Source organism: Rhodanobacter lindaniclasticus, from assembly GCF_004799035.1.
GTDB classification, from domain to species: domain Bacteria; phylum Pseudomonadota; class Gammaproteobacteria; order Xanthomonadales; family Rhodanobacteraceae; genus Rhodanobacter; species Rhodanobacter lindaniclasticus.
The window spans coordinates 149,937-174,874 of sequence record NZ_MWIO01000030.1 but is presented as its reverse complement, the minus strand read 5'-3'; the positions used below and the strand labels follow the sequence as shown (position 1 = coordinate 174,874).

General features: G+C 67.8%; 21 protein-coding genes and 1 pseudogene. 16 read left to right on the top strand and 6 right to left on the bottom strand.

Features of this window, described 5'->3' with window-relative positions:
- The first annotated feature begins 20 nt into the window (after positions 1-20).
- The 11 genes from B1991_RS11465 (at position 21) to B1991_RS11415 (ending at position 12,645) form a co-directional block, all read left to right on the top strand.
- Positions 21-1,079 (top strand): pilus assembly protein PilM, encoded by a 1,059-nt coding sequence (locus tag B1991_RS11465; protein WP_136258812.1) that lies wholly within the window; start codon positions 21-23, stop codon positions 1,077-1,079.
- The gene (locus B1991_RS11460) at positions 1,079-1,825 is read left to right on the top strand and encodes a PilN domain-containing protein (protein WP_136258811.1); all 747 of its coding nucleotides are present in this window, start codon (positions 1,079-1,081) and stop codon (positions 1,823-1,825) included. The genes B1991_RS11465 and B1991_RS11460 overlap by 1 nt, the downstream gene beginning before the upstream one ends.
- The gene (locus B1991_RS11455; protein ID WP_136258810.1) at positions 1,822-2,472 is read left to right on the top strand and encodes a type IV pilus inner membrane component PilO; all 651 of its coding nucleotides are present in this window, start codon (positions 1,822-1,824) and stop codon (positions 2,470-2,472) included. Before B1991_RS11460 ends, B1991_RS11455 begins: the two co-directional genes overlap by 4 nt.
- On the top strand, positions 2,472-3,014 hold the full coding sequence (locus B1991_RS11450; RefSeq protein WP_425466677.1) for a pilus assembly protein PilP: 543 nt from the start codon (positions 2,472-2,474) through the stop codon (positions 3,012-3,014). Before B1991_RS11455 ends, B1991_RS11450 begins: the two co-directional genes overlap by 1 nt.
- A gap of 55 nt (positions 3,015-3,069) precedes the next feature.
- Positions 3,070-5,292, top strand: coding sequence for a type IV pilus secretin PilQ (locus B1991_RS11445; RefSeq protein ID WP_136258808.1), 2,223 nt, complete (start codon positions 3,070-3,072; stop codon positions 5,290-5,292).
- Between the two features lie 171 nt (positions 5,293-5,463).
- Positions 5,464-6,459 carry an AAA family ATPase gene (locus B1991_RS11440; RefSeq protein WP_136258807.1) on the top strand — a complete coding sequence of 332 codons (996 nt, stop codon included), beginning with the start codon at positions 5,464-5,466 and terminating at the stop codon, positions 6,457-6,459.
- A 158-nt stretch (positions 6,460-6,617) separates the two neighbouring features.
- On the top strand, positions 6,618-7,544 hold the full coding sequence (locus tag B1991_RS11435) for a DUF58 domain-containing protein (protein WP_246031144.1): 927 nt from the start codon (positions 6,618-6,620) through the stop codon (positions 7,542-7,544).
- Complete coding sequence (locus B1991_RS11430) at positions 7,541-8,083, top strand: DUF4381 domain-containing protein (RefSeq protein ID WP_136258805.1); 543 nt, start codon at positions 7,541-7,543, stop codon at positions 8,081-8,083. Before B1991_RS11435 ends, B1991_RS11430 begins: the two co-directional genes overlap by 4 nt.
- Complete coding sequence (locus B1991_RS11425; RefSeq protein WP_136258804.1) at positions 8,076-9,059, top strand: VWA domain-containing protein; 984 nt, start codon at positions 8,076-8,078, stop codon at positions 9,057-9,059. The genes B1991_RS11430 and B1991_RS11425 overlap by 8 nt, the downstream gene beginning before the upstream one ends.
- Entirely contained in the window at positions 9,056-10,939 is a 1,884-nt protein-coding gene (locus B1991_RS11420; protein ID WP_136258803.1) for a tetratricopeptide repeat protein, read from the top strand. The genes B1991_RS11425 and B1991_RS11420 overlap by 4 nt, the downstream gene beginning before the upstream one ends.
- Positions 10,936-12,645 (top strand): BatD family protein, encoded by a 1,710-nt coding sequence (locus B1991_RS11415; RefSeq protein WP_136258802.1) that lies wholly within the window; start codon positions 10,936-10,938, stop codon positions 12,643-12,645. The genes B1991_RS11420 and B1991_RS11415 overlap by 4 nt, the downstream gene beginning before the upstream one ends.
- On the opposite strand, the gene B1991_RS11410 is transcribed toward B1991_RS11415, so the two are convergent.
- Complete coding sequence (locus tag B1991_RS11410) at positions 12,632-13,183, bottom strand: O-acetyl-ADP-ribose deacetylase (RefSeq protein WP_136258801.1); 552 nt, start codon at positions 13,181-13,183, stop codon at positions 12,632-12,634. The genes B1991_RS11415 and B1991_RS11410 overlap by 14 nt on opposite strands.
- Positions 13,184-13,244: 61 nt before the next feature.
- On the opposite strand from B1991_RS11410, the gene B1991_RS11405 reads away from it, so the two are divergent.
- The 3 genes from B1991_RS11405 (at position 13,245) to B1991_RS11395 (ending at position 18,131) form a co-directional block, all read left to right on the top strand.
- A complete protein-coding gene (locus tag B1991_RS11405) occupies positions 13,245-13,709 on the top strand; it encodes a MarR family winged helix-turn-helix transcriptional regulator (RefSeq protein WP_136258800.1) in 465 nt (154 codons plus the stop codon).
- Positions 13,710-13,894: 185 nt separating this feature from the next.
- Positions 13,895-15,025, top strand: coding sequence for an efflux RND transporter periplasmic adaptor subunit (locus tag B1991_RS11400; RefSeq protein WP_136258799.1), 1,131 nt, complete (start codon positions 13,895-13,897; stop codon positions 15,023-15,025).
- Positions 15,026-15,032: 7 nt separating this feature from the next.
- A complete protein-coding gene (locus B1991_RS11395; protein WP_136258798.1) occupies positions 15,033-18,131 on the top strand; it encodes an efflux RND transporter permease subunit in 3,099 nt (1,032 codons plus the stop codon).
- A gap of 40 nt (positions 18,132-18,171) precedes the next feature.
- Here the strand turns inward: B1991_RS11395 and B1991_RS11390 are convergent, their stop codons facing one another.
- The 3 genes from B1991_RS11390 to B1991_RS11380 all read right to left on the bottom strand — a co-directional run bounded on the left by B1991_RS11390 (position 18,172) and on the right by B1991_RS11380 (position 20,896).
- Entirely contained in the window at positions 18,172-19,608 is a 1,437-nt protein-coding gene (locus tag B1991_RS11390) for a M20/M25/M40 family metallo-hydrolase (RefSeq protein WP_136258797.1), read from the bottom strand.
- Between the two features lie 106 nt (positions 19,609-19,714).
- On the bottom strand, positions 19,715-20,128 hold the full coding sequence (gene mscL, locus B1991_RS11385) for a large-conductance mechanosensitive channel protein MscL (protein WP_136258796.1): 414 nt from the start codon (positions 20,126-20,128) through the stop codon (positions 19,715-19,717).
- An 81-nt stretch (positions 20,129-20,209) separates the two neighbouring features.
- Entirely contained in the window at positions 20,210-20,896 is a 687-nt protein-coding gene (locus tag B1991_RS11380) for a fumarylacetoacetate hydrolase family protein (protein ID WP_136258795.1), read from the bottom strand.
- A gap of 259 nt (positions 20,897-21,155) precedes the next feature.
- Here B1991_RS11380 and B1991_RS11375 point away from each other — a divergent pair, with 259 nt between their 5' ends.
- Positions 21,156-22,379, top strand: coding sequence for an acetyltransferase domain-containing protein (locus B1991_RS11375; RefSeq protein WP_246031143.1), 1,224 nt, complete (start codon positions 21,156-21,158; stop codon positions 22,377-22,379).
- 40 nt (positions 22,380-22,419) lie between these two features.
- On the opposite strand, the gene pdxR is transcribed toward B1991_RS11375, so the two are convergent.
- Positions 22,420-23,871, bottom strand: coding sequence for a MocR-like pyridoxine biosynthesis transcription factor PdxR (gene pdxR, locus B1991_RS11370; RefSeq protein WP_136258794.1), 1,452 nt, complete (start codon positions 23,869-23,871; stop codon positions 22,420-22,422).
- Between the two features lie 343 nt (positions 23,872-24,214).
- Here pdxR and B1991_RS19010 point away from each other — a divergent pair, with 343 nt between their 5' ends.
- Positions 24,215-24,553 (top strand): hypothetical protein, encoded by a 339-nt coding sequence (locus B1991_RS19010; RefSeq protein ID WP_246031149.1) that lies wholly within the window; start codon positions 24,215-24,217, stop codon positions 24,551-24,553.
- A gap of 91 nt (positions 24,554-24,644) precedes the next feature.
- Here B1991_RS19010 and B1991_RS19005 read toward each other — a convergent pair.
- Positions 24,645-24,842, bottom strand: a pseudogene (locus B1991_RS19005) (GntR family transcriptional regulator); the annotation flags it as partial.
- Between the last annotated feature and the right edge of the window lie 96 nt (positions 24,843-24,938).

Sequence of the window (24,938 nt, the reverse complement as noted above, 5' to 3'; positions counted from 1 at the left end):
AGCGGCAAGGGGGACACACCGTGGGGCTCTTTACACCGAAGAAGCCGGCGCTGATCGGCGTCGACATCAGTTCGACTGCCGTCAAGCTGCTGCAGCTGAGTCAGGCGGGCGGGCGCTATCGCGTGGAGCACTACGCGGTGGAGCCACTCCCGCCCAATGCGGTGGTCGAGAAGAACATCGTCGAGGTCGAGGCGGTCGGCGATGCGATCCGTCGCGCCCTGGCGCGCTCGGGTTCCAAACTCAAGCACGCGGCCGCCGCGGTGGCCGGGTCGGCGGTGATCACCCGCATCATCCCGATGGCCAGCGAGCTTTCCGACGATGACCTCGAAGGCCAGATCCAGGTCGAGGCCAACCAGTACATCCCGTATCCGATCGACGAAGTCAGCCTCGATTTCGAGGTGATCGGCCCGGTACGCGACAACCCGGACATGAACAACGTGCTGCTGGCGGCGTCGCGTACCGAGAACGTCGACATGCGCGTGGCGGCGCTGGACCTGGGCGGCCTCACCGCCGGCGTCATCGATGTGGAGGCCTTCGCGATGGAGAATGCCTTCGCGATGGTCGCCGACCAGCTCAACGTCGGCCGCGACGCCCTGGTGGCGGTGGTCGACATCGGCGCCACCATGACCACGCTGTCGGTGCTGCGCAACCAGCGCACCATCTATTCGCGCGAACAGGTGTTCGGCGGCAAGCAGCTCACCGACGAGATCATGCGCCGCTTCGGGCTCTCCTATGAGGAAGCCGGCCGTGCCAAGCGCAAGGGCGGGCTGCCGGAATCCTACGAGACCGAGGCGCTGGAGCCGTTCAAGGAGTCGCTGATCCAGCAGATCAGCCGCCTGCTGCAGTTCTTCTTCGCCGGCAGCGAGTACAGCAAGGTTGACCAGGTAGTGCTGGCCGGCGGTTGTGCCTCGATCGAGGGTTTGGGCCCGATGCTGGAGGAGCAGCTCGGCGTGCCCTGCGTGGTCGCCAATCCTCTGGCCCGCATGTCGCTGTCGCCGCGGGTGCAGGCCCAGGCGCTGGCGCAGGATGCCCCGGCGCTGATGATTGCGGTCGGCCTCGCCCTGAGGAGTTTCGACTGATGGCACATGTGAACCTACTTCCGTGGCGCGCGGAACGGCGCAAGCAGCGCGAGCGCGAGTTTTACATGCAGCTGGGTGCCGCCTTCGTGGTTGCGGTGCTGCTGTTGCTGCTGTGGATCTTCTGGATGGACCAGCGCATCGACAACCAGAACGACCGCAACGCCTACCTGCAGACCGAGATCAAGCAGCTGGACGTGCGCATCGCCAAGATCAAGGACCTGGAAAAGGTGCGCGAGCACCTGCTGGCGCGCAAGCAGATCATCGAGCAGTTGCAGGCCGACCGCTCGCAGATGGTCCACCTGTTCGACGAGTTGGTGAAGACGATCCCGACCAGCGCGCGGTTGACCGCGCTCAAGCAGCACGGCCAGGCGATGTCGCTCGACGGCGTGGCGCAATCCAATGCCAGCGTCGCCGAGTACATGCGCAATATCGAGTCCTCGCCGTGGATGGGCCACGCGGACTTGCGCAAGACCGAAAACACCCATGATGCGACCCGCATGCCCTACCAGTTCGGCCTCGACGTGACGCTGAGCCGGCCGAAGACCGACGAGATCGACCCGGCCAAGGCGCCGGTGGAACCGGCTGTCGCCGCATCCACGGCCACGCCGGCGGTGCCCGCGGCACTGGGTGCAGCCGCCACGGCGGTTGCCGCGCCGCCGGCCAGCGCGACCTCCGCAGTGGCCAAGCCCACGCCGGAAGCCACGCCCACCCCTGCCGTTGCTGCCAAGGGAGGTACCGGGTCATGAGTTTCTTCAGCGATCTGCAGAACCTCGACCGGAACAACGTCGGCGGCTGGCCGCAGTCGGTCAAGATCTTCTTCACCGTCCTGGTGCTCGTGGTGGTCTTGCTGCTTGGCTGGTACTTCCACGTCAGCGACCAGCAGGACAGCCTCAACACGCTTGCCAACAAGGAGAACAGCCTCAAGCAGGAGTTCTCCACCAAGCAGGCCAAATCGGTCAACCTCGAAGCCCTCGAACAGCAGCTCAACGAGATGCAGGACATGCTGCGCCAGCTGCTGCGCCAGCTGCCCAGCAAGACCGAAATGCCCGAGCTGCTGACTGACATCTCGCAGACTGCGCAGGCGGCGGGTCTGGAGCCCGACCTGTTCCAGCCCGGCCCGGAAACACCGAAGGACTTCTACGCGGAGAAGCCGATCACCTTGAAGTTCACCGGGACCTATCACCAGTTCGGCACTTTCATCAGCGGCGTGGCATCGCTGCCGCGCGTGGTCATCCTCACCCTGCACGACGTCACGCTGACGCCGAAGGCGCCGACCAAGGCCGGCACCGCCGGCAGCGGCCAGCTGGTGCTGCAGGGCACGGTCAAGACCTACCGCTATCTCGATGACGACGAAAGCGCTGCCGCGGCAAACAAGGCGGGGGCGAAGAAATGATGAACAAGTCGATTGCCCGCAAGTCTGCCCTCGTGACGCGATTGTTCGTGACCCTGCTGGCCGCGCTGGTCCTGGCCGGCTGCACCCGCGGCATGTCCGATCTGCGCGCCTGGGTCGCGCAGGAGAAGGTCAAGAAGGGCGCGCCGATCCCGCCTCTGCCCGTGATCAAGACCTTCGAGACCTTCAAGTACGAAGATCAGGACAAGCGTGATCCGTTCAGCCCGAGCACGACCGAGCTGCAGAACAACACTTCCACCAGCGGGCCGCGTCCGGACGCCAACCGGGCCAAGGAGCCGCTGGAGATGTTCGCCCTCGACAGCCTCAAGATGGTCGGCACGGTCGGTGTCGGCTCGAAGATGGAGGTCCTGATCAAGGATCCGGGTGGTGTCATCCATCGTGTCCATGTGGGGGAATACATGGGACAGAACTACGGACATATCACCGCCATCAGCGAAGATCATGTCGATCTGGTCGAGTTGGTATCCAACGGCAATGGTGGCTGGATGGAACGTCCCGCCAGCGTCGCACTCGGCGAGCAATAGGTAGACAGGGGCAGATGCAATGACCAACCAATTCCAATCCGTGCGGGGCCGAGTCATGCGCCATGCGAGCCGTTACTTCCTGATGGGCCTGCTGATCGTCGGTGCCACCTGGGCCAGCGCCGCCATCGCGGCGACCACCACGCTGAAGAACATCAGCTATGACGCACTGCCAGGCGGCAGCGTCCAGCTGCACCTGAACTTCGGCGACGGCCCGGTGCCGGAGCCGAAGATCTTCACCACGGACAATCCGCCGCGCATCGCGGTCGACCTGCCCGATACCACCAATGCCGCTGGCCGGCACATGGACATCGGCAAGGGTTCGACCTCCGGCGTCTCGGCGGTAGCCGCCGGCGGGCGTACCCGCGTAGTGGTCGAGCTGATGCGTGCGTCGAGCTACCGCGCCAGCGTCGATGGCAACAGCCTGGTGTTGACGATCAACAACGGCACCGCCAATCAGTCGGTCACCACTGCTTCCACGATCGATCCGACCAAGCGGCTGCCGTCCTCTTCCGAAGGTCCGGCGATCTCCAACATCGACTTCCGGCGTGGCCCGAACGGTGAAGGCCGCGTGCTGGTCAGCTTCAGCGGCAGCGGCGCGCAGCCGGAAATGACCCACCAGGGCGACAAGGTGGTGGTCACCATCGACCACGCCAACCTGCCGGCCAACCTCGCGCAGCGCCTGGATACGCTGGACTTCGCCACCCCGGTGCAGTCGATCACCAGCCGCGTCGGCAACGGTGGCGGCGCGCGCATCGAGATCGACACCAAGGGCAATGTCGACACCTCGGCCTACCAGACCCCCGACCAGTACGTGGTCGAGGTGGCTCCGAGGAAGGCTCCTGCCAAGGACGAACGCCTGGCCAAGCTGGACACCCAGCCCAGCTACAACGGCAAGCGCGTCACCTTCAACTTCCAGGACATCCCGGTGCGCTCGGCGCTGCAGCTGATCGCCGACATCTCCGGGCTCAACCTGGTGGCTTCCGACAGCGTCGGTGGCAGCGTCACCCTGCGCCTGGTCAACGTGCCGTGGGATCAGGCGCTGGACGTGATTCTGCGCGCCAAGAGCCTGGACAAGCGCCGCAACGGCAACGTGGTGTGGGTCGCGCCGCAGGCTGAGCTGGCCAAGTACGAGCAGGACCTGGCCGACGCCAAGCTGAAGGCGCAGGACACCGCCGAGCTGGTCACCGACTACGTGCCGATCAGCTACGGCAAGGCTTCGGACATCGCCAAGCTGCTGACCACCGGCAGCATGCAGGGCGGTGGTGGTGGCGGCGGTGCCAACACCCAGCGTGGTTTTCTCTCGCCGCGCGGCAGCGTGTCGTTCGACCAGCGCACCAACACCCTGCTGCTCAATGACACTCCGGAGAAGATCAAGCAGTTGCGTGAACTGATCGCCGTACTGGACAAGCCGGTGCAGCAGGTGCTGATCGAATCGCGCATCGTGGTGGCCACCGACGACTTCACCCGCGAGCTGGGCGTGAAGTGGGGCGTGTCCGGCAACCAGACCAACAACAACAACATCATTACCACCGCACCGACCGGCGATGGCGCACTGAACTATGGCGTCGGGGTGCACAACAACATCGTCAACTACAACAACGCGATCGCCGACTGGGTGGCCAACGGCAGCCAGGGCGCCCAGCCGCATCCGGGCGCGGTGACCCTGCCGGGCGGCTTCAACGTCAACATGCCGGTTCAGGGTGGCAGCGCAATTGGTTTGGCCATTCTCGGCGCCAACTACGCGATCGACCTGGAGCTCTCCGCGGCGCAGTCCGAAGGCCGTGGCGAGGTGATCTCCAGCCCGCGCGTGATCACTGCCAACCAGCAGGAGGCCGTGATCCGCCAGGGCCAGGAAGTCGGCTACGTCACCTACCAGAACCAGGGCGCCGGCACCGGTGGCGCACCGACCGCCTCGGTGCAGTTCAAGGACGCCGTGCTGGAGCTGAAGGTCACACCGACGATCACCGCCGACAACCGCGTCTACCTGACGATCAACGTGAAGAAGGATGCGCTGGCCGGCTTCCTCAACACGCCGAACGGCCAGGTGCCGCAGATCGACACGCGCGAGGTGAACACCTCGGCGCTGGTCGACAACGGCCAGACCGTGGTGCTCGGCGGTATCTACGAGGTCAACAAGAACAATTCCATGAAAAAGGTGCCTGGTCTAGGCGATATCCCAGGCATCGGCGCACTGTTTCGCAGCACAACTCGCAGCACAACGAAAGCGGAATTGCTGATCTTCGTGACGCCGCGCATCCTCAGCGACACCTTGCAGTAAACCGCTACGTGGCAGCAACGAGAAGGGCGGCCTCGGCCGCCCTTTTTCGTGCGTGCCGGCCGTCGACGCACACCGCATTAAACTTCCCGAGCCAACGATGGTCTGAAGCACGCCGATGCATCACCCACCGCTACAGATGCCGCAGGCCTTGTCCCGTACCTGGAATCGCTCATGGATATGCCCGAAAACCCGCCTCTCAGCGCATTGCAGCAGTCGTTCGCCCGCCTGCGCGAGGAGCTGGGCGACTGCATCATCGGCCAGCCGAAGCTCATCGACTGCCTGCTGGTGGCGCTGCTGGCCGATGGCCACCTGCTGGTCGAAGGCGCGCCTGGCCTGGCCAAGACCACCGCGGTGAAGGCGCTGGCAGCGCGGATCGAGGCGGATTTCCACCGCGTGCAGTTCACGCCGGATTTGCTGCCCGCCGACCTCACCGGCACCGACGTGTTCCGGCCGCAGTCGGGCAGTTTCGAGTTCGAGCGCGGCCCGCTGTTCCACAACATCATCCTGGCCGACGAGATCAATCGTGCGCCAGCCAAGGTGCAGTCCGCGTTGCTGGAGGCGATGGCCGAGCAGCAGATCACCGTGGGGCGCAGCACCTGGCAACTGCCGGAGCTGTTCATGGTGATGGCCACGCAGAACCCGATCGAGCAGGAGGGCACCTTCAGCCTGCCGGAAGCCCAGCTCGATCGCTTCCTGATGCACGTGACGATCGGCTATCCCGATGGCGCCGCAGAGCTGGCGATCCTCAAGCTGGCGCGCGAGCAGGCCAGCCGGCGCGCACATCCGACGGCACCGCCGCACGCACTGCTCAGCCAGAGCGAAGTGTTCGCCGCGCGGGATGCAGCAATGGCCGTGCACATGGCGCCGGCGCTGGAAGAGTACCTGGCGCAGTTGGTGCTGGCCACGCGCGACGCCGGTCGCTATGGTGCCGAGTTGAAGCGCTGGATCGCCTGGGGCGGCAGCCCGCGCGCCACCATCGCGCTGGATCGCTGCGCGCGGGCGCAAGCCTGGCTGGCCGGGCGTGCCTATGTCTTGCCGGAGGATGTGCACGCGATCGTCCATGAAGTGCTGCGACACCGCGTGCTGCTCAGCTACGAAGCCCAGGCCGAAGGCGTCACCCCGGACCAGGTGATCGCGCGCCTGCTGGATCTCGTGCCGCTGCCATGAGGGGTTGGAGATCCTTCAACCTCTCAGTCCGGCCATGGAGGGCCGGGCGCGGATCGGGCACGCCAGTGCCTGATTCGCGTGAGCGAGTCCGGACACGCGCCGGACTCGCGATGGAAGAAGATCGCAGGAAGCGGTCTTCTGCACAGACTCCGATTACGGTGGCGTCGCAGCGCGAGGATGGCGACGGCATCAGCGAAGTGTCGCTGGCCGAACTGATCGCGCTGCGCGCGCGGGTCGGCTCCGCGCGCATGGCGCCGCTGAGCACGCGTGCGGCTCGCCACGGCCAGCAGTCGAGCCGTCTGTATGGTCGTGGCATGGATTACGCCGAGTCGCGGGTCTACCAGGCCGGCGATGACGTGCGCCGGCTCGACTGGCGGCTGACCGCGCGCAGCGGCAAGTTGCACACCAAGCTGTTCCAGGAGGATCGCGAGGGTTGTCTGCTGATCCTGCTCGACACGCATGCCAGCATGCATTTCGGTACGCGGGCGCGCTTCAAGTCGGTGCAGGCGGCGCGTGCGGCGGCGCTTGCTGCCTGGTTTGCCAGCCGTGCCGGCGAGCGCGTGGCGATGCTGGGCTTCGGCGGCGTCGACCAGTGGCTGACGCCGCAAGCCGGCGCCCACGGCGCACTCGCGGTGTGCGGTGCGCTGGCGCGATGGCATGCCGCCGGCCGCGCGCAGGCGCAGCAGCCACTGTCCGATGCGCTGGCGCGCGCGGCCCACGTGGCGCGGGGCGCGAGCCGGGTCTTGCTGATCAGCGACGGCTTCAGCTGCGATGCCGCCGCGCGCCAGCGCTTGATCGAACTGACCCGTCATGCCGGGGTGGCCGTACTGATCACCGCGGACGTGCTGGAACTGGAGCTGGCGCCGCCGGGGCGCTATCCGCTGGAACATGCGGGCGAGCGCCGCGAGGTACCGTTGCAATCGACGCGCCAGCTCACCGATTTCCGCCAGGTGCTGGGTGCCGGTCCCCGGCGGCTGGTCGAACTGGCGGGATCGCTGGGCCTGCGCCACGCCAGCATCGACACCGCCGCCGATCCCCTCGACGCAGTGGCGGATCTGATCGGCCGCAAGAGGTCGCCGCGATGAGCGGCGCACCGGCATCACCGGCGTCGGCCGCCAGCACGGCGGGGCCGGTACTGCGTGACATCCACCTGCCGGCCGAACCGTCGTGGTGGCCGCCGGCGCCGGGCTGGTGGCTGCTTGCCGCGTGCGTGCTGCTGGCGATGGCGGCGCTTGCCTGGGCCTGGCGTCGCCATCACCGTGCGCGCCGCTACCAGCGGCGAATCCTCGACGAGCTGGAGCGGCTGGTCCGGGCGCATCGCGAGGACGGCGATCGGGCCGCCATGCTGGGCGGTCTGCATCAACTTCTGCGACGGGTCGCCCGCCTGCACGATGCCGCGGCGGTGCGCATGCGCGGAGAGGCGTGGCGGGAGGTCCTGGCACGCGTGCCGGTGGATTCGGCGACGCTGGACCACCTGCAGCGACTGGACCAGCTCATCTACCAGCCGCCGCGCGGCGACGACGATGGCGAGCTGGTCGAGGCTGCGCGGCGCTGGCTGCATTTGGCCGTAAAGCCGTCTGCATGGAAGCCGCCCACCGCTTCGCCGGAGCGTGCCGATGCCTGAGTTTGCCTGGCCCTGGATCGCCTTGCTGCTGCCGCTGCCATGGTTGCTGCGCCGGTGGTGGCGCGCGGCCGCGCCGGGCATGGCGCTGCACTTGCCGCAGCCCGGAGTGAACCTGGGCACAGTGGCCGACCGGCGCGGCCATGGCGCGGTGCCCTGGCTGCTGGCGCTGGCCTGGCTGTGCCTGCTGGCCGCCGCCGCCCGGCCGCAGTGGCTGGGTCCGCCGCAGGCGCAGCAGCGCAGCGGGCGGGCGATGATGATGGCGGTGGATCTCTCCGGCAGCATGCGTACGCCGGACATGCAACTCGCCGGCCAGCCGGTCAGCCGCTTCGGCGCGGTGGAGGCGATCGCCAGTGACTTCATCAGCCGCCGCCGTGGCGACGAGATGGGCCTGATCCTGTTCGGCAGCCAGGCGTATCTGGTCACGCCGCTGACCTACGACCTGTCCGCGGTGCGCGCGCAGCTGCAGACCTCGGCGGTGGGTCTGGCCGGCGACCAGACGGCGATCGGCGACGCCATCGCCGTCGCGGTGAAGCGACTGGCGGGCCTGCCCGAGGCGGCCCGCGTGCTGGTGTTGCTCACCGACGGGGTGAACAACGCCGGCAGCATCGTCCCGCGCGAGGCCGCGCGCGCCGCCAAGGCAGCGGGCGTGCGCATCTACGCCATCGGCATCGGCGCCACCACGATGCAGGTGCCGGGCTTCTTCGGCCTGCAGGTAGTCAACCCTTCGGCCGATCTCGACGCCGACATGCTCAAGGCAATCACCGGCGAAACCGGCGGGCGCTTCTTCCGCGCCACCGACAGCGGCGAACTGGCCGATGCCTACCGCACCATCGATGCGCTGGAGCCGATGCCGCGGCAGGGACCGGCCCTGCGTCCGCGCCACGAACTGTTCCGCTGGCCGTTGCTGGCCGCACTGGCGTTGCTGATGCTGGCGATCGTGCCGACCCGGCTGGGCGTACGGGAGCCGGCGGCATGAACGAATTGCTGCAGCAATTCCATTTCCTGCGTCCATGGTGGCTGCTGGCGCTCGTCGGCTTGCCGCTGCTGGCGCTGCCGCGGTGGCGACGCGACGGCGGCGAGCTGGCCCTGGCGCGGCTGGTCGATCCGGCCCTGCTGCCGTCGCTGGTGCGCGGGCAGTCGCGCCACCGCCACCTGCCGCTGTGGCTGTTCGCGCTGGCCTGGCTGCTGGCCACGCTGGCGCTGGCCGGGCCGAGCTGGAACCGGGTCGAGCAGCCGCTCTACGTCGACCGGCCGGCGCAGGTGCTGGCGATCTCGCTGTCGCGGCACATGCTGGCGCGCGACGTGGCGCCGAGCCGGCTCGATCGCGTGCGACTCAAGGCGCACGAGCTGCTGGCCGCCAACCGCGCGGGACTGAACGCGTTGATCGGTTACGCCGGCGAGGCCTTCGTCGTCGCGCCGCTGACTTCCGACGCGCACAGTCTCGACGATCTGCTCGACGCGATGGCGCCGGACACCATGCCGGTGGACGGCAACGACGCGGCCGCGGCGATCGACCGGGGCGTGCGCCTGATCCAGCAGGCAAGCGCCGAGGGCGGCACGCTGGTACTGATCACCGACCAGGCCGACGCCGCCGCCGATGCGGCCGCGCGCAAGGCGCTCGCCGCCGGCGTGCGCGTCTCGGTGCTCGGCGTGGGCAGCGTCCACGGCGGACCGATTCCCTTGCCCGAGGGTGGTTTCCTGCACGACACACAGGATCACATGGTGCTCGCCGCGCGTGACGATGCCTCGCTCGACGCGCTGGCGCGGATGGGCGGCGGCGTCCACGTGACGATGCGTGCCGACCAGGGCGATGTCGACGCCCTCCACGCGCAGTTGCGCAGCGGTGCGGCCAGCCGCGCCGGCGGACAACGCGGCGCGCAGTGGCAGGACCGCGGCCCGTGGCTGCTGCTGCCGCTGTTGCTGGTGGTCGCCACGGCGTTTCGCCGCGGCTGGATCATGCTTCTGCTGCTGGCCAGCCTGCCGTTGCTGCCGCGTACGGCGCAGGCCGGTGCGTGGCAGAACTTGTGGCAGCGTCCGGATCAGCAGGCCGCGCAGGCGCTGCGCGACGGCCACCCCCGGCAGGCGCGGCAGCTCGCGCACGATCCCGCCTGGCGTGGCGTGGCGGCGTACCGTGCCGGCGACTACACCGGCGCCGCGGACGCGCTGCAGCGCGCACCCGGCAGCGATGCCGCCTACAACCGCGGCAATGCGTTGGCCAAGGCGCAACACTATCGACAGGCGATCGAGGCGTACGACGAAGCGCTGAAGCTCGATCCGGCCAACGTCGACGCCAAGGCCAATCGCCAGGCCGTGGAAGAATGGCTGAAACGGCAGTCGAAGCAGCAGAAGTCCTCGCCCGACGGTTCTGGCCAGAACAAGTCGGGTCAGGAACAATCGGGCGACGACAAGTCGGGCCAGGAAAAATCGGGGCAAAACAAGTCGGGTGAGGACAAGTCGGAGCAGGACCAATCCGGCAAGAGCCAGTCGTCTTCCGACGCAGGCAAACACGACAAGTCGTCGAGCGGGGCACAACAACCCAGCGGTACCGACGACCAACCCGGACCACGCAGCGCGCAGGAGCGTGCCGAACAGAAGGCACAGGCCGAGCAGGCGCAACGCGCGCTGAAAGAGCAGATGGACCAGGCGCTGGCGAACGGCGCGCCCGCGAAGTCGAAGCCGCCGGCCACGCACCAGCTCGGCACGCTGGGCCAGGATGATCCGCAGTCGAAGCTGCCGGCGGATCTGCGTCATGCCTTGCAGCGGGTACAGGACGATCCCGGTGGGCTGCTGCGGCGCAAGTTCGAACTGGAATATCGCGAGCGCCACGACGGTGCACAGGAGAACGGCCAGCCATGAGCCACGCGCGCATCATCATCTTCTGCCTGGCCGCGCTGCTGCTGGCGCCCGTCGCGCGCGCGGCCCAGGTTACCGCCACGCTGGATCGGGACAACGTGCAGCTGGGTGACACGGTAACCCTCAACATTCGCGTGGAGGGCGCCACTTCGTCGGTCGCCATGCCCGACCTGCACGCGCTGCAGCAGGATTTCAGCATCCTCGGCAGCTCCCGGAATCAGAGCCTGTCGGTGGAAAACGGCAAGGCCAGCTCCTCTCTCACCTTCGGCATCGCGTTGCGGCCCACGCATGCCGGCTCGCTGCAGATCCCCTCGCTGGAAGTGGCCGGCACGCGCACCGCGCCGCTGTCGCTGCAGGTCAGTGCGCAGGTCACCGCGGCAAGCGCTGCACCGAACCGCGACGTTTTCATGGAGGCGACGGTGGAGCCGCAGCGTGGCTATGTCGGCGAGCAGTTCAGCTACGTGGTGAAACTGTTCTATGCCGGCACGCTGAGCGGTGGTTCGATCGACGTGCCCGACATCCATGGTGCGAGCCTGCAACCGCTGGGCAAGGACATCGGCTACGACACCCAGCGCGGCGGCCGCATCTACCACGTGCTGGAACGGCGTTACGCACTGATCCCGCAGCAGGCGGGCCACATCGGGATTCCCCCCGCCAGCTTCCAGGGCAGCGCGGTCGATCCGTACGATCCCGGCAGCTTCTTCGGCGCCACCAACAACGTCTCGGCCAGCGCCGCACCGGTGGCGATCGACGTGCAGGCGGCGCCGGCGGACTGGGGCAACAAGGCGTGGTTGCCGGCGCGGGCGCTGAGCCTGACGATCGATGGCTGGCCGGACGCGCAACAGCAGGTGCGGGTGGGGCAGCCACTCAACCTCACCATGACGCTGCGCGCCACCGGCTTGTCCGATGATGCGCTGCCGAGCCTGAGCCTGCCGCCGCTGGATGGCGCCACGGTCTATCCCGACAAGCCGGTCAGCCGCAACCATGTCGCCGGGCAGTGGACCGTGGGCGAGCGCGAGCAGGCGTTCGCCATCGTGCCCGAGCGCGCCGGCACGCTGACCATTCCGGCGACCACGGTGACCTGGTGGAACGTGCTCACCGATCGCCAGGAAGTGGCGCAGGTGCCCGCGCGCCGCATCGAGGTACTGCCCGCGATCGGCGGCAGCGTGGCGACATCGTCCAGCGCGGCGCCCGTGGCTGCACCCGCGCCCGCCGCGAGCTCTTCCGCCGTCGCTGTGCCGGCATCGGTCGGGGCCGTGCCGTGGCGCGACATCGCGCTGGGCAGTCTCGCGCTGTGGCTGATCAGCGTGCTGGCCTGGTGGTGGCAGCATCGGCGTCGCGCGCGGCCGCCGGCTGCGCCCGCGCCGGCAGCCGCGCCGGCCAGCGCGCGCCAGGCGCGACAGGATTTCATGGACGCGGCACGCGGCAGCGATGCCGCGCGCCAGCTGCGTTGTTTGTTGGCGTGGGCGCGCGCCGAACGACCGGGCATCCAGCACCCGGGCGAGCTGGTCGCCGCGCTCGATGATGCCGCGCAGCGCGCGGCGATCGAGGCGCTGCAGCGTCGGCGCTTCGCCGTCGACGCGGCGACGGACGATGCCGGCCCGACATCGGCAGAGGCGTTCAAGCGCGGCTTCGCCTGGCGCGGTACCGGTGCGATCGACGACACGACCGGTGCGCTGCCGCCGCTGTATCCGTTCAAGCTGCGTTGAACGGGTCGCCGCCGTGCCGGGCCTCCTCCCATGCGCGACGAAAAACCTCGCCCGTGCCGGTGCTGAAGCAGCACACGGTGATGTCGACGCTGTCGTCGCAGGCGAGTTCGTCGCGCAGCGTGGCCAGCGCCACTGCGGCGGCCCGCGCCACCGGATAGCCGTACACGCCGCAGCTGATCGCGGGAAACGCGATCGTGCGCAGGCCGTGCTCGCGTAGCAGCCGCATGGCATTGACGTGGCAGCGCGCCAGCAATTGCGCTTCGCCGTCGGCACCGCCGTGCCAGACCGGGCCGACGGTGTGGATCACGTGCGCCGCCGGCAGTTCGAAACCCGGCGTGATGCGCGCCTCGCCGGTGGGGCAGCGCACGCCGGGGCGCACTTCGGGAATCGCCCGGCAAGCCTGCAGCAACGCCGGTCCGGCTGCGCGGTGGATGGCGCCGTCGACGCCGCCGCCGCCGAGCAGGCTGGGGTTGGCGGCGTTGACGATGGCATCCATGCGCAGCGTGGTGATGTCGGCAGTGATGATGTCCAGGGGCATGGCTTTGGGGGTGCTGGGCGGCTTATGCTGCGATCAGGTTCGGTAGCCGGGGCGGCGCATCATGGCGAGAACGGAAGACCTCTCTTTCGGTTATCTGCTCAACGACGTGACCTTGCTGTTCCGCAAGCATTTCGATCGGCGCGCGGTGAAGTTCGGGCTGACCCGCGTGCAGTGGCGGGCCACCAAGATGTTGTACCACCGCGAGGGCCTGCGCCAGACCGAGCTGGCCGAATCGCTGGAGATGGAACCGATCGCGGTGGGCCGGGTGATCGACCGGCTGCAGGCCGCCGGCTTCGTGGAACGCCGCGCCGACCCGCGCGATCGCCGCGCCTGGCGGCTCTACGTCACCGAGCGCGCGCGGGTGGTCATCGGCGACATGGAACTCATCGCGCGCGACCTGCGCAAGGACGCCACGATCGGCATCGAGTACGACGAGCTGGCCCACGCGCTGGCCGTGATCAACCGGATCAAGGAAAACCTGCAGGCGCTGGATGCGGCCGAGAACCCGCCGGATGCGCGCGATTGACCGCCCGGCGCTGTCATGTGCCATCGGTCGTGCATGAGTCGGCGGCATGGAGGCGCAAAATGGAACGTCGCAGACATCGGGTTTGCCGTGGGCCACGGCATGCCGGGTCGACACCTCTTCAATGCCATGGTCGCGCCGCATAGCGTTGCAAGCGCCGGCTGACCGGGCGCGTGGCCGGAGCGAGCATGCCGCAACCCAACCGGAAGAAACTGTTGCTGGTGGTCGCGCTGCTGCTGGCCGGGGGCGTGGCTGTCCGGCAGCTGTGGCGCTGGCACGATGCGGCGGCAGGGGTGCAGGCCGCGCCGGCGCAGCAGGCCGTGCCGGTCCGGGTGGCCATTGCGCAGCGCGGCGACATCGACCTCACGCTGAAGGTGATCGGCAGCGCGCAGGCATGGTCCACGGTCACCGTGCAATCGCGCGTCAGCGGCCAGTTGCAGGCCTTGTCGTTCAAGCCCGGCGGCCATGTCGCCAACGGCGACGCCATCATCCGCCTCGACCCCAGCCTGCTGCAGTCGCAGCTGGACGAGGCCAAGGGCAACCTCGCCCGCGACCAGGCGCAGTACGCCAACGCGCAGGCCCTGCTGAAACGTTACGGCCCGCTGCTCAAAGACGGCTATGTGGCCAAATCCGCCTACGATGCGGCGAAGGCGAATGCCGGCCTGTACGCGGCCGCGATGAAGGCCGATCAGGCGGCGGTCGAACTGGCGCGCACACAGTTGGACTACGCCACGATCCGCGCGCCGTTCGATGGCATCGCCGGCGCGCCGCTGGTGTATCCCGGCGCGCAGGTCAGCGCCAACAGCACCGACCTGGTGGTGCTCAACCAGGTGCAGCCGATCCACATCCGCTTCGCCGTGCCCGAAGCCGAACTGGCCGGGCTCAAGGCCGCGCATGCCCGCGGCGCGGTGCCGGTGACCGTGCGCGTGCCGGGCAAGGCCGCGCCGATGCAGGCCACGCTGGACTTCATCGACAACGCGGTGGACGCCAGCACCGGCACGATCCTGCTCAAGGCCCGCTATGCGAACGAGGACGACGAGCTCACGCCGGGCCAGTTCGTCGAGGTCACCCTGCCCACCGCGCGGCTGGCCGACGTGGTGAGCGTGCCGGCGGTGGCGCTGCAGAACTCGCCGCGCGGCAGCTTCGTGTTCGTGGTCGATGCGGATGGCGTGGTGCACCAGCGGATGGTCACGGTGGGCAGCGGCGCCAACGACCGCGTGGTCGTCAGCAAGGGCCTGGGCGGCGGTGAGCGCGTGGTCACCGACGGCCAGTTGCTGCTGGTCGACGGCGCGCGCGTGCGCGTGCTGAGCGACGGTTGAGCCGGCGATGAACCTGCCCGCCCTGTGCATCCGCCGGCCGGTGATGACCGTGCTGCTGATGGTCGCGCTGGTGGTGTTCGGCGTGGTGGCCTATCCGAAGCTGCCGGTGAACGAACTGCCGAACGTGGATTTCCCCACCATCTCGGTGCGCGCCAACCTGCCCGGCGCCTCGCCGGAGACGATGGCCACCGCGGTGGCCACGCCGCTGGAGAACGAGTTCTCCACCATCGCCGGCATCTCCACGATGACCTCCACCAGCGCGCTGGGTTCGACTTCGATCACGCTGACCTTCGGCCTGGACCGCAACATCGACGCCGCCGCGCAGGACGTGCAGGCGGCGATCTCGGCGGCGCAACGGCAGTTGCCCACGACCATGCCGACGCCGCCCACCTTCCGCAAGGTCAACCCGGCGGACAAGGCGATCCTGTACCTCACCCTCAGCTCGGACACCTTGCCCTTGTCGACGGTGAACGAGTACGGCGAGACGCGGCTGGCGCAGCGGCTGTCGATGGTCGAGGGCGTGGCCCAGGTGAACGTGTACGGCTCACAGAAATACGCGGTGCGGATCAGCGTGGATCCGAACAAGCTGGCCGCCAACGGCATCGGCATCGACACGCTGCAGAAGGCGATTGCCGACGCCAACGTCAACCTCGCCACCGGTTCGCTCAACGGCAGCCGGCAATTGCTGCAGGTGAGTTCGGACGGCCAGTTGCAGCGCGCCGCGCCGTACAACGACATCGTGGTGGCCTACCGCAACGGCGCGCCGATCCGGCTCTCCGCGCTCGGCCACGCCAGCGATGGCGTGCAGAACGACCAGGTCGCCAGTTGGTTCGATGGCAAACGCGCGATCGTGCTGGCGATCGACCGCCAGCCCGGCTCCAACACGGTGGCCACGGTGGACCGCATCCACGCGGTGCTGCCGGAGTTCCAGGCCAGCCTGCCGCCCTCGGTCAAGCTCGGCGTCTTGTACGATCGCTCCGAATCGATCCGCCATTCGGTCAACGACGTGCAATACACCCTGCTGCTGGCCGGCGTGCTGGTGATCCTGGTGATCTACCTGTTTCTCGGCAATGCCTCGGCCACGCTGATCCCGGCGCTGGCGCTGCCGGTGTCGGTGATCGGCACGTTCGGCGTGATGTACGCGCTGGGCTACAGCCTGGACAACCTCTCGCTGCTGGCGCTGACACTGGTGGTCGGCTTCGTGGTCGACGACGCGATCGTGATGCTGGAGAACATCGTGCGCCACGTCGAGCACGGCATGGATCCGTACGAGGCATCGCTGCTGGGTGCCGCGGAGATCGGCTTCACCATCTTCTCGATGACGATCTCGCTGGTGGCGGTGTTCCTGCCGGTGATGTTCATGGGCGGCATCGTCGGCCGGCTGTTCCACGAGTTCGCGGTGACCATCAGCACCGCGATCCTGATCTCCGGCTTCGTCTCGATCACGTTGACGCCGATGCTGTGCAGCCGCTTCATCAAGCATGGCGGGCACGCGGAGAAATCACGTGTGGTGCGCTGGTTCGACCAGGGCTTCAACCGCGTGCGCGACGGCTACAACCGTTCGCTGGCGTGGTCGGTGCAACGCCCGCGCGTGGTGCTCGGCGTGTTCTTCGCCAGCCTGCTGGCGACCGCGCTGCTGTTCGTGCTCGTCGACAAGGACTTCATCCCGGCCGGCGACACCGGCCAGCTGATCGTCAATGTCGAAGGGCCCGACGACATCTCGATCACCGCGATGAAGGCGCGCCAGCAGGAGCTGGCGGCGATCGTGGCGGAGGATCCGAACATCGACAGCTTCATGTCGTCGGTGGGCAGCGGCGGCTCGCGCGCCACCACCAACAACGGCACCATGTTCCTGCGCCTGAAACCGGCATCGGAACGGCCGCTTGGTCCCGAGCAGATCATCCAGGAGTTGCGGCAGAAGTTCGCCCGCATCCCCGGCATCCGCGCCTACATCCAGAACCCCCCGGCGATCCAGGTCGGCGGCCGGCAATCCAAGGCGCAATACCAGTACACCTTGCAGTCGGTCGACCTGGACACGCTGTACGCCGCCTCCGGCAAGGTGGAGCGCGCGTTCGGTGCCTTGCCCGGCTTCCAGGACGTCACCAGCGACCTGGACCTCAACGGCCCGGCGATCGCGGTGCAGGTCGACCGCGCCCGGCTGGCGCCGCTGGGCCTCACCATGCGCCAGGTGCAGAAGGCGCTGGGCGCGGCGTTCGGCGCGAACCAGGTCTCCACGATCTACGGCTCGGCCACGCAGTACTGGGTGATCCTGCAGGTTGCCTACGCGCTGCAGGACGATCCGGCGGTGCTGTCGCAGCTGTATGTCACCTCCGACAGCGGCGCGCTGGTGCCGCTCAGCGCGGTGGCCAGCTTCCAGCGCACGGCGCGCCCGCTCACGGTCAACCACCAGGGCCAGCTGCCCGCGGTGACGATTTCCTTCAACCTGGCGCCCGGGGTCAGCCTGAGTCAGGCGGTGAGCAGCATCGACGGCGCGATGGCGCAACTGCACCTGCCGGCGACGATCACCGGCAGCGTGCAGGGCACGGCGCAGGCGTTCCAGGACTCGATGCAGGGCATGGGCCTGCTGCTGGTGCTGGCGGTGTTCGTGATCTACCTGGTGCTGGGCATCCTGTACGAGAGCTTCATCCACCCGCTGACGATCCTCTCCGGCCTGCCGGCCGCCGGCGTCGGCGCGCTGCTGACGCTGATGCTCTTCCGCGCGCCGCTGGACCTGTTCTCCTTCGTCGGCATCGTGATGCTGATCGGCATCGTCAAGAAGAACGCGATCATGCTGATCGACTTCGCGCTGGAGCGGCAGCGCGTGGAAGGCATGGCGCCGGTGCAGGCGATCATCGAGGCCTGCCACGTGCGTTTCCGGCCGATCATGATGACCACCATGGCCGCCTTCGCCGGCACCTTGCCGATCGCGCTGGGCATCGGCGCCGGCGCCTCCGCCCGGCGGCCGCTGGGCCTGGCCGTGGTCGGCGGCCTGCTGGTCTCGCAGGTACTCACGCTGTACCTGACGCCGGTGATCTACCTGTACATGGATCGCCTGCAGCAGCGCTTCGGGCGCAAGCGCAAGGCATCGCAACTGGCCGCCGACTGAGGGACGGGCTCTCCCGCCGTCGCGGCGGGAGAGCGGGGCATCATTCGCCGGTGCTGTCCTCGGCGAACGCGCCGGGAGCCGAGCCGAAGTCGCCATCGGCCTGGGCGGCCATGTAGACCCATGTCGCGTAGACCGCCACGTTCTGCGCCAGGTCGGCCGGGTCGATCTTGTCCAGCGTGTCGTTGGCGGTGTGATGCCAGTCGAAGTAATGCGTGCCGTCCTGGGTCAGGCTCAGCGCGGCCATGCCGCGTGCATGCATCTGCGACAGGTCCGAGCCACCGCCGCCGGGACGCGTGGCGTCGTAGGCCACGCCCAGCGGCGCCAGCACGCCGGCGATCTGTTCGATCGCGCCGCGCGCCTCGGGCTTCACGCTGGCGCTCATGCGCCAGATCTTCCCCGCGCCGAAATCCGAGTCGGTGCCGAGCTGGAACTTCGCCACCTCGCTGGCATGTTTCTGCGCGTAGGCGCGCGAGCCCCACAGCCCCATCTCCTCGTTGGCGAAGGCGATCACGCGGATGGTGCGGTCGGGGCGTTGCGGCAGGTCGTGGATGAGCTTGGCCGCGGCCATGGTGATGGCGATGCCGGCGCCGTCGTCGATGGCGCCGGTGCCCGGGTCCCACGAATCGAGATGGCCGCCGATCGCCACCACCTGGTCCGGGTGCTTGCTGCCGGTGATCTCGCCGATCACGTTGGCGCCGGTGTATTCGCCGACGATGCCGCAATCCAGATCCATCCGCACTGTCACCGGCTTGCCGTAGGCGAGCACGCGATCGAGCTGGTCCGCATCGGGATTGGACAGCGCGGCGGCCGGAATCGTGCGCGCTTTCGGGTCGCGAAAGCCGGTAACGCCGGTGTGGGCGATGCGCTGGTGCATGTCGGTGCCGGCCGAGCGCAGCAGGTAGCCGGCCGCGCCCTTGGCCGCGGCGATCGGCGGCCCGGCAACGCGCACGGCCGAGCCCATGCCGTAGTCATGGCCGTCCTTCTGCCGGTGCATCTGGTAGTCGACGTAGACGATCTTTCCCTTGACGCTGGACGGATCGGCGGCCTTGAGCGCCTCCAGACTGTCGAACTTCACTACCTGCGCGCTGAGACCGCCTGCGGGCGTGCCCGGCGAGTAGCCCAGCGCGGTGAGCACCAGCGGCTGCGGGAACGGCGCCACGATGGCACCGCTCTCGCTGCGCCGCTGCCACAGCGGGAACGTCACCGGCTCGCTGTAGACCTTGTCAAAACCCAGCTCCCGGAACTTCGCCAGCGCCCATTCGCGGGCGCGCAGGTCGGCCGCGCTGCCGGCCAGCCGAGGGCCGACCTCGGTGGTGAGCGAGGTCACCACGGCCATGGCCGTGCCATCGTGCAGGGCCTGGTCGCGCAACTGTTCGGCCGTCTTTACGGCCGTAGCGGGAATCGTGGTGGCGGCGCTGGCGATGCCGCCGGCCAGCAGCAGGCCGGCAGCGAGCAAAGTGAGGGGGAGACGGCGCATCGGAGCACTCCGCGGATGAAACCCCGATTATGGCGTGGCGGCCGGGTCGTGCTTAGGCCAGAAGTCATGGGCGGCGGCAGCAGCCAGGGCCGCTACCGCCGGCGGGTCACGGCTGTCTGTTCTTCAGCAGGTCGCGGATCTCGGTGAGCAGGGCGACGTCGGCCGGCGGTGCAGCGGGCGCTTCCTCCTGCTTCTTCTGCAGGCGGTTCATCGCCTTGATCACCATGAAGATCGCGAACGCGATGATGATGAAGGTGATGATGGTGTTGATGAAAGTGCCGTAGCTGATCGCCACCTCGGCGATCTTGTGCGCCGGATCGCTGTCGTCGGCCGGCTTGATCACCCATTTCAGCTTGGAGAAGTCGATGCCGCCGGTGAGCCAGCCGATCGGCGGCATGATCACGTCGCTGACCAGCGAGCTGACGATCTTGCCGAACGCACCGCCGATGACGATACCGACGGCCATGTCCATCACGTTGCCGCGCATCGCGAACGCCTTGAATTCCTGCAGCATGCTCATGCGTTTCTCCCCGGGTTTTGCCATATGGCAAGGGGACTTTAGCGCAGCGTGGGGGCCTGGGACAGGCGGCGAGACGCGGTTTCAGATGATCCGCCCGGCGAGCTCGGCGACGCCGGCCAGCTCGGCGTGGAAGCGGTCGCCGCGCTGCAGCGCCGCCACGCCTGCCGGGGTGCCGGTGAAGATCAGGTCGCCAGGCTGCAGTTCGAACAGTTGCGACAGCGCGGCGATGATGTGCGGCACGTCGTGGATCATGTCGCCGAGGCTCGCCTGCTGGCGCAGCTCGCCGTTGACATGCAGGCGCAGCACGGTATCCGCATCCACGTGTGCCTGCGCCGCCGGGCGCAGCGCAGAGACCGGCGCCGAATGGTCGAACGCCTTGGCCACGTCCCATGGATGGCCCTTCGCCTTGGCCTGCGCCTGCAGGTCGCGGCGGGTCAGGTCCAGACCCACGCCGTAGCCCCACACCAGCGCGGCCGCGGCAGCTGGATCAAGCTCGCGCCCGCCCGCGCCCAGCGCCACCACCATCTCCACCTCGTGGTGCAGGTCGGCGGTCGCCGTGGGGTAGGGCACGTCGACGCCGTCGGCCACCACCGCGTCGACCGGCTTGCAGAAAAACATCGGCGCGGCCTTGTCCACCGTGGCGCCCATCTCGCGCGCGTGCTCGGCGTAATTGCGGCCGATGCAGAACACCCGGCGGATCGGAAAACGTGCCTCGCTGCCGATGATCGGCAGGCTGGGCTGGGTCGGTGGCGGGAGGACGTACGGCACGGGCGAGAGCCTCAATGGCGGAACCAGTTGACGTCGCCGATGATCGCACGGGAGGCGCGGCGGCGGTCAGGCGCCGGGAGCGTGGCGGTCGGCAGGGTCGCGGGATGGCGCCCATTGGTCATGTGCAAATCGCGATAATTGGTCATGGCCACGAACACGGCTGACGGGGTATGACGCGATTACCGTGCGCCGGCCAATCCGTCGTGCTTCGCGGCGACAGGTCGTGTTTCGGCAACGTTCCGGGGTGGGGCGGCAAATGATGGCTGATCACATTCGTGCAATCGCGCCAGCCGCGCCGGGCATCGCGGGCCCGATGCCCGCGCGGGCCCGCGTCGAGTCGATCGACGTGGCACGCGGCATCATCATGATCCTGATGGCGCTCGATCACGTGCACGATTTCTTCGGCGACCTGACCAGCCAGCCGACCAACCTCGACACCACCACGGCGGCACTGTTCTTCACCCGCTGGATCACCCATTTCTGCGCGCCGATGTTCTTCCTGCTGACCGGCGTCGGCGCCTGCCTGACGCGGCGCCGCCTGCACAAGGCCGAGCTGGCGCGCTTCCTGCTCTCGCGCGGCCTCTGGCTGATCTTTCTCGAACTGGTGGTGATGCGCTTCGCGCTCCAGTTCAACGTCGATTACCAGGTGACCATCATCACCGTGCTGTGGGCGCTGGGCTGGGCGATGATCGTGCTGGCGGCGTTGATCTGGCTACCGGCCTGGGCGATCGCCGGCATGGGCGTCGCCATGATCGTGGGGCACAACGCACTGGACGGCGTGGCACCGTTCACGTTCGATCGCCTGGCGCCGCTGTGGACGGTCCTGCACGTGCCCGGGCCGATTTTCGACAATGGCCGCTCGCTGGTGTTCGTTGCCTACGTGCTGGTTCCGTGGGTCGGCGTGACGGCGCTGGGCTACGTGCTGGGGCAGGTGTATCGCATGGATGCGGCAGGGCGGCGTGCGTGGTTGGGGTGGCTCGGCGTCGGCCTCTGCGTTGCCTTTGTCGTGGTACGGCTGGCCAATGTCTATGGCGATCCGCGGCCATGGTCAACGCAGACATCGGTGCTGTGGACGGTGATGTCTTTTATCGACACCAACAAGTACCCGCCCTCGCTGCTGTTCCTGCTGATGACGCTGGGGCCGGCCTTGCTGTTGCTGCGCGCGTTCGACCGTGGAGTGCCCGGGTGGTTGCGGCCGGCGCTGGTCATCGGCAAGGTGCCGCTGTTCTTCTACGTGTTGCACTTCTTCCTGATCCACCTGCTCGCGGTGGCGGCAAGCTGGTGGCGGTATGGCCGGGTGAGCGAGATGTTCGAGTCACCGGATCTCGCCCACTTCCCGTTTTCCCAGCCGTCGGGATGGGGCGCCAGCGTGCCGGTGCTGTACCTGATCTGGCTGGCGGTGCTCGTGCTGATGTTTCCGCTGTGCCGCTGGTATGCGGGCGTGAAGCGGCGGCGCACGGATTGGTGGCTCAGCTACCTTTGACGTCCCGCTTGGCCGTGACCGTCTGGCGCGCCGGCACCGGTCAGGCGGTTTCGCGGCGCCGGGCGTCGATGGTATCCAGGCATGCGCCGAACAGGCGCATCGCTTCGCGCAGCTCGGCCTCGGGCAGGCCGCAATAGCCAAGGATGAGGCCGGGAACCTCGGGTCTCCGGTGGTAGCACGGCGCTACCGGATAGAGCCCAAGCCCGCGTTCCTGCGCGCACTGGATCAGTTCGTCGAGTTGGGTGTAGTCGTAATCGGGCAACCACGCCACCACGTGCATGCCCGCCTGCGAGTCGTTTACCCGCACGCGCGTGCCGGCATGTTGGCGCATGCCTTCCAGCATCACCTCGCGGCGTCGCTTCAGCGTCTTGCCGACCTTGTGCAGGTGCCGCTCGAACGCTCCGCTTTCCATGAAGTGAGCCAGCGCCGCCTGTTCGACCGCCAGGCCGCCCATGTCGCTCAGGTATCGGGCCTTCGTGAAGTACTCGCGCAGCACGGCGGGCAGCACCATGTAGCCCAGTCGGAGGGAACCAAACAACACCTTGGAGAACGTGCCCACGTAGATCACGCGATCGCCCTTGTCCAGCGAGCGCAATGTGGACAGCGGTTGGGAGTCGTAGCGGAATTCGCTGTCGTAGTCGTCCTCCATGATCCAGCAGCGGTTCGCTTCCGCGTAGCGCAGCAGTTCGAGCCGTCGCGGCAGCGACATGACCGGGCCGGACGGGAACTGGTGCGAAGGCGTCACGAGGATCAGCCGAGGTGGCACGTCGGGCAACTCGGCACAAACCAGTCCTTCGTCGTCTGTCCGGACGGCTTGCAGCTCCGCCCCGTGCGCGGCAAAGGCGCGCCAGGCGGCGAAATAGTGCGGCTCCTCCATCACCATGGGGTCGCCCTCGTTCAGCAGGACGCGCGCCGCCAATGCATAGGCCTGCTGCGTTCCGTTGACGATCAGGATGTCGTCGGGATCCGCCCGCACGCCGCGCCGGCTAATGAGGTATTTGCTGACCTGCTCGCGCAAGGCCGGCGAGCCTCTGGAGACAGTGCGTTCGAGCGAGGTATAACTCGCCGCGCGGGCGAGTTCCCGGCCCCAAGCGTTGTTCAGCGGGGGAGTGAGCAGTGTCTCGCCGAACTGCAGCTCATAGCGCAAACCCTGATGCGCGCGGTAAGTCGTCTGGGCGGAATGCCGCAGCGAGCGCTCGGCATAGCGCGACGGCGGCGCGATGCGCGTGGTCTTCGGCGGGCCCGACCTGGGCGTGAGTTGCAGTTCGCTGACATAGCTGCCCGAGCCGACTCGACTCTGCAGGTAGCCCTCTGCGCGCAGCTGGTCATAGGCGGAGAGCACCGTGATGCGCGACATCCCCAGTTCCTGCGCCAGTGCCCGCGAAGGCGGCAGCCGCGTGCCGCCGCTGAGGCTGCCGTCGAGGATGGCGGCTTTGAATGCCCGGGTCAGTTGCTGATAGGCGGCACCTTCGCCATCGAGTTCGAGAAACATCGGATTCTCCGGATTGGCCATGCAGCGTGGCCGCGAAGTGGTCATGTTGGAAATGATTCGGGACGCCTATCGTGCGCCCTTCGCTTTGCCTCTGTGAAGGCGTTCGAATGTGAACGTCCTGTCGCTGTTGCGCGATCAATGCCGGCACCGACGGCGCCGCATTTCGTCAACGGATCCCTTTACTCCTGCGCCGCGGCTGCATCACCTCTCCGGTTCTGCAATTTGGACCCGCGGCGTTTTTTCTGTTTCCAGCCGTTGGAACAAGATCCCCAAGGGCCCAAGCTGACGTTCGCCGCTTCCTGCAGCGACGTACTCAAACACAGCCGCCTTTCCCGACGACACCGTGCTCGACTTGTTGCGCAGTCCGTTCTTCAGTACCGACTGCAAGAGCAAGGTCAACGGCTCGATCAGCTGGACGCTGAGTGAACAGTGGAGCACGGCGGTCTACTTCAACCACTACGGGCGCTCCCCCAACACCTTGGGGGCTACCGACAACAACTACACGGACGAGGGAACGGACAAGTTGCCGGCGTGGATCCTGTACAACGCCAGCGTCACCTACACGCCGACGGTCCCTGCCGGTCAACAAACTGTTCAACAAGATACTGCCACTGGATTGCAACCATGCCGGCGCCATCGGCGCGCCGTACATCGAGACCAAGTACAAGTCGACGCGAGCTGATCAACCGTCTTGCTGCGGAACGCATTGACTCCGCCTTGGCGGACTCATTGCGTTGCCTCTTTCTGTCTGTTGGGGGGTTGCCGTCGACGCCTTGCAGGCAGCCCCCGGCGGGCAATTGGTCGTAGGCCGACAGTACGGTGATGCGCGACATGCCCGGCTTCTGTGCCAGTGCTCGCGTGGGCGGCAGCCGTGAGCCCGCGTTGAGACTGCCGTCGAGGATTGCTGCCTTGAACGCGCAGGCCAGCTGTGGGAAACCGGCCAGCCGCTGTCGAGCTAAATAAACATGCATTAGTCCCGGATTGGCTATACGAAATATTCATGAATTGGTTATATGGCTTGCGTGGTCGGATGCAGATCACACGAAGACTAATTGCCGGCATGTCCT

Coding starts and splice junctions, on each gene's coding strand:
- B1991_RS11425 (WP_136258804.1), top strand. CDS start 8,076: ATGCCTGAGTTTGCCTGGCCCTGGATCGCCTTGCTGCTGCCGCTGCCA.
- B1991_RS11460 (WP_136258811.1), top strand. CDS start 1,079: ATGGCACATGTGAACCTACTTCCGTGGCGCGCGGAACGGCGCAAGCAG.
- B1991_RS11400 (WP_136258799.1), top strand. CDS start 13,895: ATGCCGCAACCCAACCGGAAGAAACTGTTGCTGGTGGTCGCGCTGCTG.
- mscL (WP_136258796.1), bottom strand. CDS start 20,128: ATGAGCATGCTGCAGGAATTCAAGGCGTTCGCGATGCGCGGCAACGTG.
- B1991_RS11375 (WP_246031143.1), top strand. CDS start 21,156: ATGGCTGATCACATTCGTGCAATCGCGCCAGCCGCGCCGGGCATCGCG.
- B1991_RS11440 (WP_136258807.1), top strand. CDS start 5,464: ATGGATATGCCCGAAAACCCGCCTCTCAGCGCATTGCAGCAGTCGTTC.
- B1991_RS11390 (WP_136258797.1), bottom strand. CDS start 19,608: ATGCGCCGTCTCCCCCTCACTTTGCTCGCTGCCGGCCTGCTGCTGGCC.
- B1991_RS11405 (WP_136258800.1), top strand. CDS start 13,245: ATGGCGAGAACGGAAGACCTCTCTTTCGGTTATCTGCTCAACGACGTG.
- B1991_RS11410 (WP_136258801.1), bottom strand. CDS start 13,183: ATGCCCCTGGACATCATCACTGCCGACATCACCACGCTGCGCATGGAT.
- pdxR (WP_136258794.1), bottom strand. CDS start 23,871: ATGTTTCTCGAACTCGATGGCGAAGGTGCCGCCTATCAGCAACTGACC.
- B1991_RS11450 (WP_425466677.1), top strand. CDS start 2,472: ATGAACAAGTCGATTGCCCGCAAGTCTGCCCTCGTGACGCGATTGTTC.
- B1991_RS11445 (WP_136258808.1), top strand. CDS start 3,070: ATGCGCCATGCGAGCCGTTACTTCCTGATGGGCCTGCTGATCGTCGGT.
- B1991_RS11395 (WP_136258798.1), top strand. CDS start 15,033: ATGAACCTGCCCGCCCTGTGCATCCGCCGGCCGGTGATGACCGTGCTG.
- B1991_RS11430 (WP_136258805.1), top strand. CDS start 7,541: ATGAGCGGCGCACCGGCATCACCGGCGTCGGCCGCCAGCACGGCGGGG.
- B1991_RS11420 (WP_136258803.1), top strand. CDS start 9,056: ATGAACGAATTGCTGCAGCAATTCCATTTCCTGCGTCCATGGTGGCTG.
- B1991_RS11455 (WP_136258810.1), top strand. CDS start 1,822: ATGAGTTTCTTCAGCGATCTGCAGAACCTCGACCGGAACAACGTCGGC.
- B1991_RS11415 (WP_136258802.1), top strand. CDS start 10,936: ATGAGCCACGCGCGCATCATCATCTTCTGCCTGGCCGCGCTGCTGCTG.